This is a genomic window from Streptomyces sp. NPDC036822, assembly GCF_055609145.1.
On record NZ_JBVJPY010000001.1, the window covers coordinates 563,856 to 577,855 of the forward strand.

Consider the following 14,000-nt stretch of genomic DNA (forward strand, 5'->3'; position numbering starts at 1 on the left):
GAGTCGCGACGTGCCGTACGACCACCGCAAGATCCTCGCCCCCGCCCTCGCCCTGCTCGGATGCGTCACGCTCGCGGGGTGCGGCGCCACCGCCGGGAGCGCGACGCCGCCGACGCGGCACGGGCAGGCCGCCCCGCCCGGATCGGCGCGGCCGGGCGACGGGGCCGGCGCCACCCCCACCCCGTCGGCCGGCGGCGGGACGCTGCCCCTCTCCGGACGGACCGTGGTCATCGACCCCGGGCACAACCCGGGCAACTTCCGTCACACCCGGGAGATCAACCAGAAGGTCGACATCGGGACGAACCGCAAGGAATGCGACACCACCGGGACGTCCACGGACGCCGGATACACCGAGGCCGCGTTCACCCTCGATGTTTCACACCGTCTCCGCGATCTCCTCGCGGCCCAGGGGGCCCGCGTCGTCCTCACCCACGACGCCGACCGCCCCTTCGGCCCCTGCATCGACGAGCGCGCGAGGACCGGCAACGCCGCCCGCGCAGACGCCGTCGTCTCCGTGCACGCCGACGGCTCTGCGACCGGCAACCGCGGGTTCCACGTGATCCTGCCCGCCCGGGTGAGCTCCGGCGGAGCCGACACCACGAAGATCGTCGGGCCCTCCCGTACCCTCGGCGAGGGCATCGCCCGGCACTTCGCCCGCTCGACCGGGACCGCGCCCGCCAACTACCTCGGCGCGGGCACGGGGTTGGACGTCCGCGACGATCTCGGCGGACTCAATCTCTCAACCGTCCCCAAGGTCTTCGTCGAATGCGGCAATATGCGTGACCCGAAGGACGCCGCACTGCTCACCGATGCGGCATGGCGACAGAAAGCGGCGCGCGGAATCGCGGACGGCATCAGGACCTACCTCAAGGGGTAGAACCCGCGGGCGATAGATTCGCTCCGTACGATGGGGCCGCCCCCGTGCTTCGCGCCACCCCTACGAGACGACCCGACGAAGGACTCTTACGTGAATATCCGCTCCCTCACTCGAGGCGATGGCGTGGTGATCGGTGCAGCGGTGGTGCTGTTCATCGCCTCGTTCCTCGGCATCGCCGGCTGTGAAGGCGACTTCTGCGACAACATCGAATCCACGAACTCGTGGGAGCTCTCGCCCCTGGGCTGGGGCGCGTTCCTCCTCGGCATCGCGGGTGGCGCCCTGGTCGTCCTCTCCCACCTGCTTCCGCAGCCGCGGAAGGTCGCCGGCCTCGAGCTGGGGCAGGTCGGCGCCGCGTTCGCCATCGCCTCCGCCTGGAACCTGCTGATGTGGATGTTCGAGTCCAACAACGCCGGTGCGGGCCTCATCCTCGGCCTGATCGCCGCGCTGGTCCTGGCCGGTGCCGCCGTCGCCGCTCCGCTGGTGCCGGCGCTCAAGGCCCCGCTGCTCAGCGCGCCGAAGCCGCAGACCGCGCAGCCGTACGGCATGCAGCCCGGCCAGCACGGCCAGCCGGGCGTCCCCGGTGGCTACGGCTACCCGGGCGCCCAGCAGGGATACGGCGCGCAGCCCCACCAGCCGTTCGGCGGACAGCAGCAGCCCGACCCCCAGGCCGCCGGGCACGCCCCGCAGCCCGGGCCGGCGCAGGGCCAGGCCCAGGCGCAGGCCCCGGCACAGGGCCAGGCTCCCGCCCAGGGGCAGGCCCAGGGCCAGCAGCCCGCGTCCGACTTCGCGCCGTTCTGGTTCGCGGTCCCGGTCGCCCGCCCCCTGTACGCCGAGGACGGCTCCCCGACGCCGATCGCCGAACTGGCTCCCGGCACCTGGTACCTGGCGGTCGAGCAGCGGGGCCCCGGCCTCGTCGCCCAGACGCAGGACGGCCGTCGCGGCGTCCTCCAGGACACGACCGGCATCCAGCGCGGCTGACCGCTCGGCCGGCACACCGGCACCGTTCCAGCGGCCCCTCCCCCGGGATCCCTTCCGGGCGAGGGGCCGTCGGCGTACAGTCCCCCCATCCGTAACTGACGTATCGTCAGAAAGGTTGGTGGGGGCCATGCGCCTCGGACTCGCCCTCGGCTACTGGGGGCGCGGCCCCTCACCCGCCCATCTCGACCTCGCCCGGGAGGCCGAGCGGCTCGGCTACGACTCCGTGTGGACCGCCGAGGCGTGGGGCTCCGACGCGTTCACGGCGCTGACCTGGATCGCCGCGCACACCACCCGGATCAGGCTGGGCACCGCCGTCGCGCAGATGGCCGCGCGGACCCCGACCGCCACCGCCATGCACGCGCTCACGCTCGACCACCTCTCCGGCGGCCGGATGATGCTCGGCCTCGGTCTCTCCGGGCCGCAGGTCGTGGAGGGCTGGTACGGCCGCCCCTTCCCGCGCAGCCCGCTGACCGCGACCCGCGAGTACGTGGACGTGATCCGTCAGGTGCTGCGCCGTGAGGGGCCCGTCGCGCTCGACGGGCGGTTCCACTCCCATCCGTACGCGGGGGCCGACGGCACCGGACTCGGGAAGGCCCTCAAGCCGATCACCCACCCCCTGCGCCCCGACCTGCCGGTGCTCCTCGGCGCCGAGGGGCCCAAGAACATCGCCCAGACGCTGCGGATCGCCGACGGCTGGCTGCCCCTCTACTGGTCGCCGACGCGCCACGCCGAGGTGTACGCGCTGCCGGAGCGGCTCCCCGGGGACTTCCTCGTCGCCCCGATGGTGCACGCCCGGCTCTGCGACGATCCCGCCGAGGGGCTGCTGCCCGTCAAGGCGATGCTCGGCTTCTACATCGGCGGCATGGGGCACGCGGCCCGCAACTTCCACGCCGACCTCATGGGGCGCATGGGGTACGCGGACGAGGCCCGGCACATCCAGGAGCTGTTCGCGGCCGGCCGCCGGCAGGAGGCCGTGCTCGCCGTGCCGGACTCCTTCGCGGACGACATCTCGCTGATCGGGCCGAAGGCGCGGATCGCCGAACGGCTGGAGCTGTGGCACGCAGGTCCGGTCACCGACCTCCTGGTCACGGCGCCGGACCCGGCCACCCTGCGCGTCCTCGCGGAGCTCGTCACCTGAGGGACCCAGGGGGCGCCTCGGGCGCGACGGCAACCTTTCCCCGCTCGGCGGCGACCGGGGTGCGTAAGCACCCCCCCACACGAACGGATGCGCCCATGAGCATGAACCGCAGCCGCAGCACGGCACGGCACCGCAGGCGGAGGACGGCGTGGGCCGTCGGGGTCCCGCTGGCCCTGACCGCCGCGGGAGTCATGGCGTACGGCACCGCCTTCGGCCTGCTGGGCGAGACCGCTCGCCCCCAGGCGTCCGCCGCCGGCGCCCCCGCGCCCGCCCCCGCGCCGGCCTGGGCCACCACCGTCGCCGACGGCTTCGCGTCCGTCGACGCCCTGGGCCAGAACGGCACCTACGGCGGCCGGGACGGCCGGACCGTCACCGTGCGGACCCTCGCCGACCTGGAGAAGTACGCCACCGCCCCGGAGCCGTACGTCATCGTGGTCGCCGGAACCATCGCCGTGAACCCCGTCGGCAGGGAGATCAAGGTCGCCTCGGACAAGACGATCATCGGCTCGGGGACCGCCGGACACATCGTCGGGGGCGGCTTCTTCCTCGGCCAGGGCGTCCACAACGTGATCATTCGGAACCTGACCATCCGTGACACGTACCAAGGCGTCTGGAACGACAAGGAACACGACTTCGACGCCGTGCAGATGGACGGCGCCCACCACGTGTGGATCGACCACAACGATCTGCGCCACATGGCCGACGGGCTCATCGACGTCCGCAAGGACAGCACCTACGTGACGGTGTCCTGGAACCGGCTGAGCAACGGCAACAAGGCGTTCGGCATCGGCTGGACCCCCCAGGTCGTCACCGACATCACGATCCACCACAACTGGATACGCGAGACCGAGCAGCGCAACCCGTCCACCGACAACGCGGCGCGCGCGCACCTCTACAACAACTACCTCCAGGACGACCCGGGGACCGCCGTCACGTCCGCGTACGGCAACTACTCCCGGGGCGCGACGAGGATGCTCCTGGAGAACAGCTACTTCCAGGGCGTGAACAACCCCGTCGTCAAGGACGCCACCGCGTCCCTCGTCCAGCGCGGCAACGTCTTCTCCGGCACCCGCGGCCGCAACGAGAGCGGCGGCACGGCCTTCGACCCCCGCTCGTCCTACCCGTACACCCCCGACAGGGCCGCCGACGTCCCCGCGCTGCTCAGGTCGGGCGCGGGGCCGCGGGCTTCGCTCGGCACGACGGCGACGGCGACGGCGCCGCGGACCGGGGCGGGGGCGGCGCCGACGACCCTGACGGTGGCCAAGGACGGCTCCGGCGCGTACCGCACCGTCCAGGCGGCCGTGGACGCCGTCCCGGCGGACAACCCCGCCCGGGTCGTCATCTCCGTACGGCCCGGCACGTACCGCGAGACGGTCGTCATCCCGGCGAACAAGCCGCACGTCACGCTCCAGGGCGCGGGCGCGAGCCGCAAGGACACGGTCATCGTGTACGGCAACGCGGCAGGGATGACCAAACCCGACGGCTCGGGCCCCTACGGCACCCCGGGCAGCGCCACCCTCTCCGTCCGGTCCGACGACTCGCAGGTCCGCAACCTCACCGTCACCAACGACTTCGACGAGGCGCGCCACCAGGACATCGCCCAGCAGGCGGTGGCCCTGCTGACCACGGCCGACCGGATCGTCCTGGACGGAGTGATCGTCAACGGCGACCAGGACACCCTGGAGCTGGAGACCGCCGCCAAGGACAGGCCCGGCCGCGTCTACGTCACGAACGCGTACGTCACGGGGAACGTCGACTTCGTCTTCGGCCGGGCGACGGTCGTCATCGACAGGTCGGTCATCACGGTCAAGAAGCGCTGGAACGGCACCTCCGCCGGCTACGTCACGGCGCCGAGCACCCCCGCCGGCCGCAAGGGCATCCTGATCCACCGCTCGGCCGTCACCGGTGACGTGGCGGCGGGCAGCTTCTTCCTCGGCCGGAACTGGCACCCCGGAGGCGACCCGGCCGTCGACCCGCAGACCACGGTCCGCGACACCAGCCTGAGCGCCGCGGTCAGGAGCACGCCCTGGACCGACATGGGCGGCTTCTCCTGGAAGGACGACCGGTTCGCCGAGTACCGGAACACCGGCCCCGGCGCGGGCGGCGCGAGCGGCGACCGCCCGCACCTGACGGACGCGCAGGCGGCGGACCAGGAGGTGCGGGACTGGCTCGGCGACTGGGTGCCCGCCCTCTCCTGACGAGGGGAGGCCGGGCGCCGTCCGTGGATACGGAGCCCGGGCCCGTCGCGCGGTCCGGAGCCCGGGCGCCGTCGCGCGGTGCCGGGCCGGCTCAGCCGCCGAGCTGGGAGGTGCTCGGCACCTGGTCGGTCACCTCGGCGCCCGCGCTCCGGCCCGCGTCCTTCACGCTGGTGATGACGTTCTCGAAGGTGCCGACGTCGGCCTCGCTCGCTTCGCCCTTCCGCAGCTTCGTGCCGAGTTCCCTCAGCGATTCGATCCCGGCCGTCAGCGGGGCCACCGCCTTCGAGAGCAGCGGGTCGCCCTTGGCGTTGTTCACCGCCGCCTTGAGCCTGTTGTACGCGAACGTGCCCGCGAGGCCCGCCTTCACCAGGGCGAAGGTCCGCCCGTCCGTGCCCTTCGTGAACTTGCCCTCGCGGTACGGCTTGACGATCCACTGGTACGTGGCACCGGCCGCGAGGCCCGCGTTGGCGACGAACCGGGTCTTGGCGAGCCGCTGTTGTTCGAAGGTGCCGCTGCTCGTCGGGCTCGCGCTGCCGCTCGCGCCCGGGGTGTCGTCACCGCCGCAGGCGGCCGTGGTCGCCAGGAGCGCGCAGGACAGGAGCAGGGCCACGACGGCGCGGCGCAGGCGCACCGGAGCGGATGGGGACACGGCCGGACCTCCCTGGGGACTCGGGCGAGCCCTCGGGCGCCAGCCTCGCCCCCGGTCCGACGCCCCGCCAGCCGACCGACTCCGAACGGGTTTCGAACGGCCACGCGCGGTAACGCGGACCCTATGACTTCCGGACGGAGTAACACCACGCAGGCGGCGAGGGTGATCAGCGTCGTCGCCGATGTCATGGCCGCGATCATCGGCCTCTGGATCCTGATGTACCTGCTCGGCGCCAACCGGGGCAACGGCCTGGTGGAGTTCGTCCAGGACGCTGCCCGCTGGCTGGCGGGCTGGTCGCACGACCTGTTCACCTTCGACGAGGCATGGGCCCGGGTAGTGGCCGGTTACGGTCTCGCCGCCGTGGTCTATCTCGTCGTCGGGCACACGGTGGCGGGGCGGCTGCTGCGCCGCCACTGACGTCGTGCGGGCGCGGCCGGTCCCCTCCCCTGTCGTGCGGGCGCGGCGGGTCCGTTCTCCTGTCGTTCAGGCGCGGCGGGTCCGTTCTCCTGTCGTGCGGGCGCGGCGGGTCCGTTCTCCTGTCGTTCAGGCGCGGCGGACCCGCTCCCTCCTCGTCAGGCGCAGCAGTCGGGCTCCAGGCCCCGGGGCAGCCGCTCGCCGCCGAAGACCGCCACGGTCGCCTCGTCGCCGCCCAGGGCCGCGACGGCGAGCAGCAGCGAGCCGGCCGTCCAGGAGGTGAGCTCCTCCGGCCATACGGCCCGGTCGCCCTCGAAGACGTACCCCGTCCAGTACATGCCGTCCTCGGCGCGCAGGTGCTGGATGGACTGGAGGATCTCCAGGGCGCGGTCCGACTCGCCGATCGCCCAGAGCGCGAGGGCGAGTTCGCAGCTCTCGCCGCCGGTCACCCACGGGTTGGGCAGCACGCAGCGCACGCCGAGGCCGGGCACGACGAAGTCGTCCCAGCGCGCCTGGATCCGGGTCCTGGCGGCTTCACCCGTCACGGCGCCGCCGAGGACGGGGTAGTACCAGTCCATGGAGTAGCGCGACTTGTCGAGGAAGCGCTCGGGGTGGCTGCGGATGGCGTGGCCGAGCGCGCCGGCCGCCAGCTCCCAGTCGGGCTGCGGCTCCTCGCGCACCTCGGCGATGGCGAGCGCGCAGCGCAGCGCCTGGTGGATGGAGGAGCTGCCGGTGAGCAGCGCGTCCTCGACGGCGGTGCCGTCGGGCTCGCGCTTCCAGCCGATCTGCCCACCCGGTTGCTGGAGGGCGAGGACGAACTCGACGGCGGCGAAGACGACGGGCCACATCCGGTCGAGGAAGGCGTCGTCGCCGGTCGAGAGGTAATGGTGCCAGACCCCGACGGCGATGTACGCGACGAAGTTGGACTCCCGGCCGCGGTCGGTGACGTCCTGCGGGTCGCCGTCGCGGTAGGCGGCGTACCAGGAGCCGTCGCCGCTCTGGTGGCGGGCCAGCCACTCGTAGGCGCGGGCCGCGGCGGCGTGTTCGCCGGCCGTGTCGAGGGCCATGGCGGCCTCGGTGTGGTCCCACGGGTCGAGGTGGTGGCCGCGGAACCAGGGGATCGCCCCGTCCTCGCGCTGGACGGCGAGAATTCCGGCGACGGTCCGGGCGGCCTGTTCCGCGGTGAGGACACCGGGCAGCAGGAGGTGCTCGGCGATGCTCTCGGGAGAGGTCACTTGGCGACGTCCGCGGAGGTCTCGGCGTCGGCCTTGGGCAGATGGGGCTTGGTCGAGTACACGACGAAGCTCTTGCCGACGACCGGGTTGAGGAGCTGCTCGGCGACCCGGGTGAGCGCGGGCTTCTTCATGATGTCCCAGACCAGGAGCTTGTGGTAGGCGCGGACCGGCAGCGCCTTGTCGTTGTCCACGCCGAAGGCGCACTTCAGCCACCAGTACGGGGAGTGCAGGGCGTGCGCGTGGTGGGTGCCGTACGGCTTGAGGCCGGCCTGCCGGATCTTGCCGAGCAGCTCGTCGGCCTTGTAGATGCGGATGTGGCCGCCCTCGACCTCGTGGTAGGCGTCGGACAGGGTCCAGCACACCTTCTCGGGGCCGTAGCGCGGGACGGTGATCGCGATGCGGCCGCCGGGCTTGAGGACGCGCACCATCTCGGCGAGCACGCCCTTGTCGTCAGGGATGTGCTCCATGACCTCGGAGATGATGACGACGTCGAAGGACTCGTCGGGGAAGGGCAGGTTGAGCGCGTCGCCCTCCATCGCGGTGGCGGTCGCGCCGGCGGGGGCCTCGCCGGCCTCCTTCATCGCGGCGAACCAGGTGGCGACCTCGCGGATCTCCTCGCCGTTCTGGTCGAGGGCCACGACCTGGGCGCCGCGCCGGTAGCACTCGAAGGCGTGCCGGCCCGCACCGCAGCCCAGGTCGAGCACGCGGTCGCCGGGGGCGAGCGGGAAGCGGGTGAAGTCGACGGTCAGCACGAGTGCCTGCCTTCGCGGTCGGGGTGGTCCACGGATGGGGCCGCTGGGCGGCCGTGAGTCGTGCCCGCGCGGCGGGCACGGGGGTGTGCCGCACGGCGGGCGGGGGGCTGCGCCGCACGGCGGGCGGGGGGCTGCGCCGCTCCTCGGGCGCGCGGGTGCGCCCGGGGGCGGCGCGGGAGTCCGGTCACCTGCGGGCCGTCCGGCCCTGCCGGGCGATCGCCTCGCGGTACAGCTCCGCGGTGCCCTGGGCGGCCCGCGCCCAGGTGAAGTTCTCCAGGACGCGACGGCGTCCGGCGGCCCCCAGGCGGGCCCTCAGCTCCGCGTCACCGAGCACCCGGCGCAGGGCCTCGGCCAGCGCGTCCGGGTCGGCCGGGGGCACGGCGAGACAGGTTTCGCCGTCGCGGCCGGCGACCTCGGGGATCGCCCCGCCGGTGGTGGCGACGAGCGGGGTCCCGGTGGCCATCGCCTCGGCGGCCGGCAGCGAGAACCCCTCGTACAGCGACGGCACGCAGGAGACCTGGGCGGAGCGGACCAGGTCGACGAGTTCGGCGTCGGTGATGCCCTTGACGAACTCGACGGCGTCCTGGAGCCCGTGCCGCTCGATGGCCTGGGCGACCGGCCCGTCCTCGGCGCGCTTGCCGACGACGACGAGGTGCGCGGCGGGGTTGTCGGTGCGGAGCTTGGCGAGCGCCTCGACGAGGTGGACGAGGCCCTTGAGCGGCACGTCCGCGCTGGAGGTGGTGACGATCCGGCCGGGAACCTCGGCGACGGACGGGTCCGGGGACCACAGGGCGGTGTCGGCGCCGATGTGGACGACCCGGATGCGGTCGTCGCGTACGCCGAGGTGCTCGACGATCTCCCGGCGGGAGGTGCCGGAGACGGTCAGCACGGACGGCAGGCGGCGGGCGACCCGCTTCTGCATGCGCGTGAAGCCGTACCAGCGGCGTACGGAGGCGCGCCGTTTCCAGTCGTCGGCGGCGTCGAGGTCGAGCTGCCGGTCGACGGTGATGGGGTGGTGGATCGTGGTGACGAGCGGGGCGCCGATCGCGTCGGGGCCGCCGAGGAGTCCGTATCCGAGGGTCTGGTTGTCGTGGACGACGTCGAAGTCGCCGCGGCGGGCGGCGAGCGTGCGCCGGGCCCGGAGCGAGAACGTGAGGGGCTCGGGGAAGCCGCCGGTCCACATGGTGGCGACCTCGAGGGCGTCGATCCAGTCCCGGTACTCGTCGCGCCGGGGCGTGCGGAAGGGGTCCGGCGACCGGTACAGGTCCAGGCTCGCCAGCTCGGTGAGGGTGAGCCCGGGCAGCCCCTCGTCGAGGACCGGGTACGGCTGGGAGCCGATGACCTCCACGGTGTGCCCGAGCCGGGCGAGTTCGCGGGAGAGATGCCGGACGTAGACGCCCTGGCCCCCGCAGAACGGGTTGCCCTTGTACGTGAGGAGAGCGATCCGCAACGGACGGTCACCGTCGCCGGTGAGGCCCTGGCGGGGGCCTGACTCTATGGCCTCAGCGGTCACTCGCTGCCCCCTTCGAGCGTGCGTTTCGCGGGAGCGTAACCGCTCGCGCTAATCTAGAACAAGTTACAGACTTGATCGCTCTTGATCGTTCAAGGTGCACTGAATCTACCGGCAGGTAGCCCCGCTGTAAGAACCGGATCAGGTGATTCGCGCCACGGCGGAGGCCCCGCCATACTGTCGCTCCCCACCGCACGGAACGGGACTCCATGACCGCGGAAGACAGACCCGACTCGCCGCCCCTGACGGAACGCCAGGAGGCGCGCCGCCGGCGCATCCTGCACGCCAGCGCGCAGCTGGCCGGGCGGGGCGGTTTCGACGCCGTACAGATGCGTGAGGTCGCCGAGGCCGCCGGGGTGGCCCTGGGCACGCTGTACCGCTATTTCCCCTCCAAGATCCATCTGCTGGTCGCGACGATGCAGGACCAGCTCCAGCACATGCACACGACCCTGCGGAAGCGGCCGCCGGCCGGGGACAGCTCCGCGGAGCGGGTCGCGGAGACGCTGATGCGCGCCTTCCGGGCGCTTCAGCGGGAACCACAGCTCGCGGACGCGATGGTACGGGCCCTGACGTTCGCGGACCGGAGCGTGAGCCCCGAGGTGGACACGGTGTCGCGGCTGACGACGGCGATCATCCTGGACGCGATGGAGCTGGAGCACCCGACGCCCGAGCAGCTCTCGGCGGTCCGGGTGATCGAGCACACCTGGCACTCGGCGCTGATCACGTGGCTGTCGGGGCGCGCCTCGATCGCGCAGGTGAAGATCGACATCGAGACGGTCTGCCGGCTGATCGACCTGACCGTGCCGAGCGGCGCCGCCCCGGCGGGCGGTCCGGCCGCGCCCGTGGCCACGAAGGCGCGCGGGCGGGCCGGGACGGCGCGCTGAGGGCTCTCCCCCGACGGCACGCCGCAGGGCTGTCACGGAGGGGCGCCTACTCCTCCGGAGGGAAGACCGGCTCTCCGCCGTCGAGCAGGGTGATCAGGATCGCCTCCACGGGGCAGCCCTCGGCCGCCGCGAGCACGCTCTCGTTCGCGTCCGCCTCCGGTCGCGTGGGATGCGACTGGCGGGCCGAGTCGAGCCGGAAGCCGTCCGGGGAGTGGTTCACGCACATGGCCGAGCCGATGCACACCCCCCGGTCGACCTCGACGTGCCAGCGGTCGCCCATCAGGCCCCACCCGGCCCCTCGTACCCGGCCGGCAGATGGATCATCTTGTGCTCCAGGTACTCGCCGAAGCCCTCGGGGCCGAACTCCCGCCCCAGGCCGGAGTTCTTGTAGCCGCCGAACGGGCCGAGCATGTCCAGGCTGAAGGTGTTCACGTTGAAGGTGCCGGTGCGCACCCGCCGGGCGAAGTCGATGCCGTGCTCGACGTCCCCGGTCCAGACGCTACCGCTGAGCCCGTAGTCGGAGTCGTCGGCGATCCGGAGCGCCTCGCTCTCGTCCCCGTACGGGAGGAGACAGATGACGGGCCCGAAGATCTCCTCGCGCGCGATCCGCATGGAGTTGTCGACGTCGCCGAAGAGCGTCGGCTCGACGTACCAGCCGCGCTCCCGGCCCGCGGGACGGCCGCCGCCCGCGAGGACCTTGGCCCCTTCCTCCTGGCCGATGCCGATGTAGTCGAGGGAGCGATGCTGCTGACGGCGGGCGACGAGCGGGCCGACCTGGGTCGCCGGGTCCAGCGGGTCGCCGACGACCAGGGCGCCGGCGGCCGCGGCGAGCGCCTGGGCGATCTCGTCGTATCGGCTGCGCGGGGCGAGGATGCGGGTCTGGGCGACGCACGCCTGTCCGTTGTTCATCCAGGCGGCCGGGACGATCCCGGCGACGGCGGTCGCCACGTCCGCGTCGGGCAGGACGACGGCCGCGGACTTGCCGCCGAGTTCGAGGGTGACGCGGGTGAGGTTGCGGGAGGCGACCTCCATCACGCGCTTCCCGGCCGCGACCGACCCCGTGAAGGAGACCTTGTCGACGCCCGGGTGCCCGACCAGGTACTCGCTGACCTCCCGGTCGGCCGGCAGGATGCTCAGGACCCCCTCGGGCAGCCCGGCCTCCGCCGCGATCTCGCCCAGGATGTAGGAGTCGAGCGGGGACTCCGGCGACGGCTTCAGCACCACCGTGCAGCCGGCCAGCAGCGCCGGGCCCAGCTTCGCCGCCGCCGTGAACTGCGGGACGTTCCACGGCACGACGGCCGCGACCACCCCCACCGGTTCGCGCCGCACCATGATCGGCCCGAGGACTCCGTCGCGCCGGGACTCGTACGTGAAGTCGCGGGCGACGGTGATCGCGGCGTCCCAGACCATCATCGCGCCGAGCGCCTGGGCCAGCACGCTCCAGGAATACGGGGAGCCGTTCTGCGCGCTGATCGAACGGGCGATCTCCTCGTGCCGGACGGCGATGGCGTCCTTGATCCGGGTGACGACCCCGATCCGCTCCTCGAGCGTCGCCCGGGGCCAGGGACCGTGGTCGAAGGCCTCGCGGGCGGCGGCGACGGCCCGGTCGACATCGGCCCGGGAGGCGTGCGGCACGCGGCCGACGACCTCCTCGGTGTGGGGCGAGATCACCTCGATGACCTCGACTCCGAGGGGATCGGTCAACTGGCCGCCGATGTACAGCTTTCCGTGCTCCACAAGCTCGGTCATGACCGACTGCCTCCCGGAACCCGCGACGTTACCTGACTGTGTTTCAGAACTGATACCAGTTCTACTTATCATGGGCAATGCTCGAACGGATGCCGTGCCGTCGCGGAGAGACGAGGACCCATGACCCAGGTGACCGAGCACGGCGGAGGCGTCTGGTCCCTCCGCGTCCCCATCCCGGACAACCCGCTCGGCCACACCCTGGTCCATGTCGTCGACACGGACCGCGGCCCCGTCCTGATCGACACCGGCTGGGACGACCCGGCCTCCTGGGACGAACTCACCGACGGGCTCACCGCGCTCGGCACGTCCGTCCGCGACGTCCACGGCGTCGTCATCACCCACCACCACCCCGACCACCACGGCCTGTCGGGCCGGGTCCGCGAGGCCTCCGGCGCGTGGATCGCGATGCACGCCGCCGACACCGCCGTCGTCCGCCGCACCCGCGAGTCCGAGCCCGAGGTGTGGCTCGACTACCTCGCCCGCAAACTCGCCGCCGTCGGCGCCCCCGAGGGGCACACCGCCCCGCTCCTCGCCGCCCGGGGAAACGGCCGGATGCGGACCCTGCCCGGGCTGCGCTCGGCCCTGCCCGACCGCGAGATCGTCCCCGGGGAGCTCCTGGACCTCGCGGGGCGGCGCCTGCGCGCCGTCTGGACCCCGGGTCACACCCCCGGCCACGTCTGCCTACATCTGGAGGAGGCCCACCCGGCCGGGCTGCCGGGGCACGGCCGGCTGTTCTCCGGTGACCACCTGCTGCCCGGGATCTCACCGCACATCGGTCTCTACGAGGACCCGGACGACGACACCGTCACCGACCCGCTGGGCGACTACCTGGACTCGCTGGAGCGGATCGGCCGCCTCGGCGTCGCGGAGGTGCTCCCCGCCCACCAGTACGCCTTCGCCGACGCGGCCGGGCGGGTCCGCGAGCTCCTCGACCACCACGAGGAGCGGCTGACGGGCCTCCTCGCCCTGCTGGCCACCCCCCTGACCCCGTGGCAGCTCGCCGAACGGATGGAGTGGAACCGCCCCTGGGAGCAGATCCCGTACGGCTCCCGGACCATCGCGGTCAGCGAGGCCGAGGCGCATCTGCGGCGACTGGTGAAACTGGGCCGCGCGGAACCGGCGGCCGGCACGGACCCGGTGGCGTACGTGGCGGTCTGACCGGGGAGCCTGGTGTGTCGGTCCGACCCGGCGGCCCGGTGTGGCGGTCCGCGGGTTCTACGGCACCCCTGGCGCCGGCGGCGGTCCGGCCGGGGTCCCGGGAGGCGGTCGCCCGTGGGGCCCGATCGGGCACGCCGTCACCAGGCGCTTGCGCCGTCGGCCGCGCCCGGGGGCCGGCTGCGGGCACGCCGGCGCCTCGTCGTTCCGCCGTCGGCCGCGCCCCGGGGGCCGCCGGGTGTGAGGCACCTCGCACTCCCCGGCCGCCCGGGCTACGGGCCGGTAGAGTGTGCCCGTCGTCATCATGCCCGTACGGGGGGAAGCCGGTGGAAATCCGGCACTGACCCGCAACCGTGAGCCACCCCGTGTGGTGAGTCGGAATGCCCCGTCCGGGACGTGAACGCCGGCACCGTCGAGGAATACGGAGCCGAGCCTGGTGCCCTTGTGCGTGCCGGTGCCCG

13 protein-coding genes and 1 riboswitch are annotated in these 14,000 nt (G+C 73.1%); of the genes, 7 read left to right on the plus strand and 6 right to left on the minus strand.

Annotated elements, in window-relative coordinates:
- The first annotated feature begins 10 nt into the window (after positions 1-10).
- The 4 genes from ACZ68P_RS02605 to ACZ68P_RS02620 all read left to right on the plus strand — a co-directional run bounded on the left by ACZ68P_RS02605 (position 11) and on the right by ACZ68P_RS02620 (position 5,191).
- Positions 11-877 (plus strand): N-acetylmuramoyl-L-alanine amidase, encoded by an 867-nt coding sequence (locus ACZ68P_RS02605; protein WP_471001445.1) that lies wholly within the window; start codon positions 11-13, stop codon positions 875-877.
- A gap of 90 nt (positions 878-967) precedes the next feature.
- Positions 968-1,855, plus strand: a complete 888-nt coding sequence (locus ACZ68P_RS02610; RefSeq protein ID WP_471001448.1) for a DUF5336 domain-containing protein — start codon at positions 968-970, stop codon at positions 1,853-1,855.
- Positions 1,856-1,982: 127 nt separating this feature from the next.
- The gene (locus ACZ68P_RS02615; RefSeq protein ID WP_471001451.1) at positions 1,983-2,993 is read left to right on the plus strand and encodes an LLM class F420-dependent oxidoreductase; all 1,011 of its coding nucleotides are present in this window, start codon (positions 1,983-1,985) and stop codon (positions 2,991-2,993) included.
- A 101-nt stretch (positions 2,994-3,094) separates the two neighbouring features.
- The gene (locus ACZ68P_RS02620; protein WP_471002412.1) at positions 3,095-5,191 is read left to right on the plus strand and encodes a pectinesterase family protein; all 2,097 of its coding nucleotides are present in this window, start codon (positions 3,095-3,097) and stop codon (positions 5,189-5,191) included.
- Between the two features lie 91 nt (positions 5,192-5,282).
- Here ACZ68P_RS02620 and ACZ68P_RS02625 read toward each other — a convergent pair whose 3' ends face one another.
- Entirely contained in the window at positions 5,283-5,840 is a 558-nt protein-coding gene (locus tag ACZ68P_RS02625; protein ID WP_471001453.1) for a hypothetical protein, read from the minus strand.
- 123 nt (positions 5,841-5,963) lie between these two features.
- Between ACZ68P_RS02625 and ACZ68P_RS02630 the strand changes: the two genes are divergently transcribed.
- The gene (locus ACZ68P_RS02630) at positions 5,964-6,257 is read left to right on the plus strand and encodes a hypothetical protein (protein WP_471001456.1); all 294 of its coding nucleotides are present in this window, start codon (positions 5,964-5,966) and stop codon (positions 6,255-6,257) included.
- 155 nt (positions 6,258-6,412) lie between these two features.
- On the opposite strand, the gene ACZ68P_RS02635 is transcribed toward ACZ68P_RS02630, so the two are convergent.
- The 3 genes from ACZ68P_RS02635 to ACZ68P_RS02645 form a co-directional block, all read right to left on the minus strand.
- Complete coding sequence (locus ACZ68P_RS02635; RefSeq protein WP_471001459.1) at positions 6,413-7,489, minus strand: prenyltransferase/squalene oxidase repeat-containing protein; 1,077 nt, start codon at positions 7,487-7,489, stop codon at positions 6,413-6,415.
- Positions 7,486-8,241 (minus strand): class I SAM-dependent methyltransferase, encoded by a 756-nt coding sequence (locus tag ACZ68P_RS02640; protein ID WP_471001462.1) that lies wholly within the window; start codon positions 8,239-8,241, stop codon positions 7,486-7,488. The genes ACZ68P_RS02635 and ACZ68P_RS02640 overlap by 4 nt, the downstream gene beginning before the upstream one ends.
- Positions 8,242-8,425: 184 nt before the next feature.
- Positions 8,426-9,754, minus strand: coding sequence for a glycosyltransferase family 4 protein (locus ACZ68P_RS02645; protein ID WP_471001465.1), 1,329 nt, complete (start codon positions 9,752-9,754; stop codon positions 8,426-8,428).
- Between the two features lie 206 nt (positions 9,755-9,960).
- Here ACZ68P_RS02645 and ACZ68P_RS02650 point away from each other — a divergent pair, with 206 nt between their 5' ends.
- Entirely contained in the window at positions 9,961-10,635 is a 675-nt protein-coding gene (locus ACZ68P_RS02650) for a TetR family transcriptional regulator (RefSeq protein ID WP_471001468.1), read from the plus strand.
- Positions 10,636-10,681: 46 nt separating this feature from the next.
- On the opposite strand, the gene ACZ68P_RS02655 is transcribed toward ACZ68P_RS02650, so the two are convergent.
- Together ACZ68P_RS02655 and ACZ68P_RS02660 are read right to left on the minus strand one after the other, a co-directional pair.
- A complete protein-coding gene (locus ACZ68P_RS02655) occupies positions 10,682-10,915 on the minus strand; it encodes a ferredoxin (RefSeq protein WP_471001471.1) in 234 nt (77 codons plus the stop codon).
- Complete coding sequence (locus tag ACZ68P_RS02660; RefSeq protein ID WP_471001474.1) at positions 10,915-12,384, minus strand: aldehyde dehydrogenase; 1,470 nt, start codon at positions 12,382-12,384, stop codon at positions 10,915-10,917. Before ACZ68P_RS02660 ends, ACZ68P_RS02655 begins: the two co-directional genes overlap by 1 nt.
- Positions 12,385-12,504: 120 nt before the next feature.
- Here ACZ68P_RS02660 and ACZ68P_RS02665 point away from each other — a divergent pair, with 120 nt between their 5' ends.
- Positions 12,505-13,542 carry an MBL fold metallo-hydrolase gene (locus ACZ68P_RS02665; RefSeq protein WP_471001477.1) on the plus strand — a complete coding sequence of 346 codons (1,038 nt, stop codon included), beginning with the start codon at positions 12,505-12,507 and terminating at the stop codon, positions 13,540-13,542.
- A 314-nt stretch (positions 13,543-13,856) separates the two neighbouring features.
- Positions 13,857-13,981: riboswitch (cobalamin riboswitch) on the plus strand.
- The last annotated feature ends 19 nt before the right edge of the window (positions 13,982-14,000 follow it).

Excerpts from the sequence above, each read along its gene's own strand:
- ACZ68P_RS02615 (WP_471001451.1), top strand. The coding sequence starts at position 1,983 with ATGCGCCTCGGACTCGCCCTCGGCTACTGGGGGCGCGGCCCCTCACCC.
- ACZ68P_RS02620 (WP_471002412.1), top strand. The coding sequence starts at position 3,095 with ATGAACCGCAGCCGCAGCACGGCACGGCACCGCAGGCGGAGGACGGCG.
- ACZ68P_RS02630 (WP_471001456.1), top strand. The coding sequence starts at position 5,964 with ATGACTTCCGGACGGAGTAACACCACGCAGGCGGCGAGGGTGATCAGC.
- ACZ68P_RS02650 (WP_471001468.1), top strand. The coding sequence starts at position 9,961 with ATGACCGCGGAAGACAGACCCGACTCGCCGCCCCTGACGGAACGCCAG.
- ACZ68P_RS02655 (WP_471001471.1), bottom strand. The coding sequence starts at position 10,915 with ATGGGCGACCGCTGGCACGTCGAGGTCGACCGGGGGGTGTGCATCGGC.
- ACZ68P_RS02660 (WP_471001474.1), bottom strand. The coding sequence starts at position 12,384 with ATGACCGAGCTTGTGGAGCACGGAAAGCTGTACATCGGCGGCCAGTTG.
- ACZ68P_RS02665 (WP_471001477.1), top strand. The coding sequence starts at position 12,505 with ATGACCCAGGTGACCGAGCACGGCGGAGGCGTCTGGTCCCTCCGCGTC.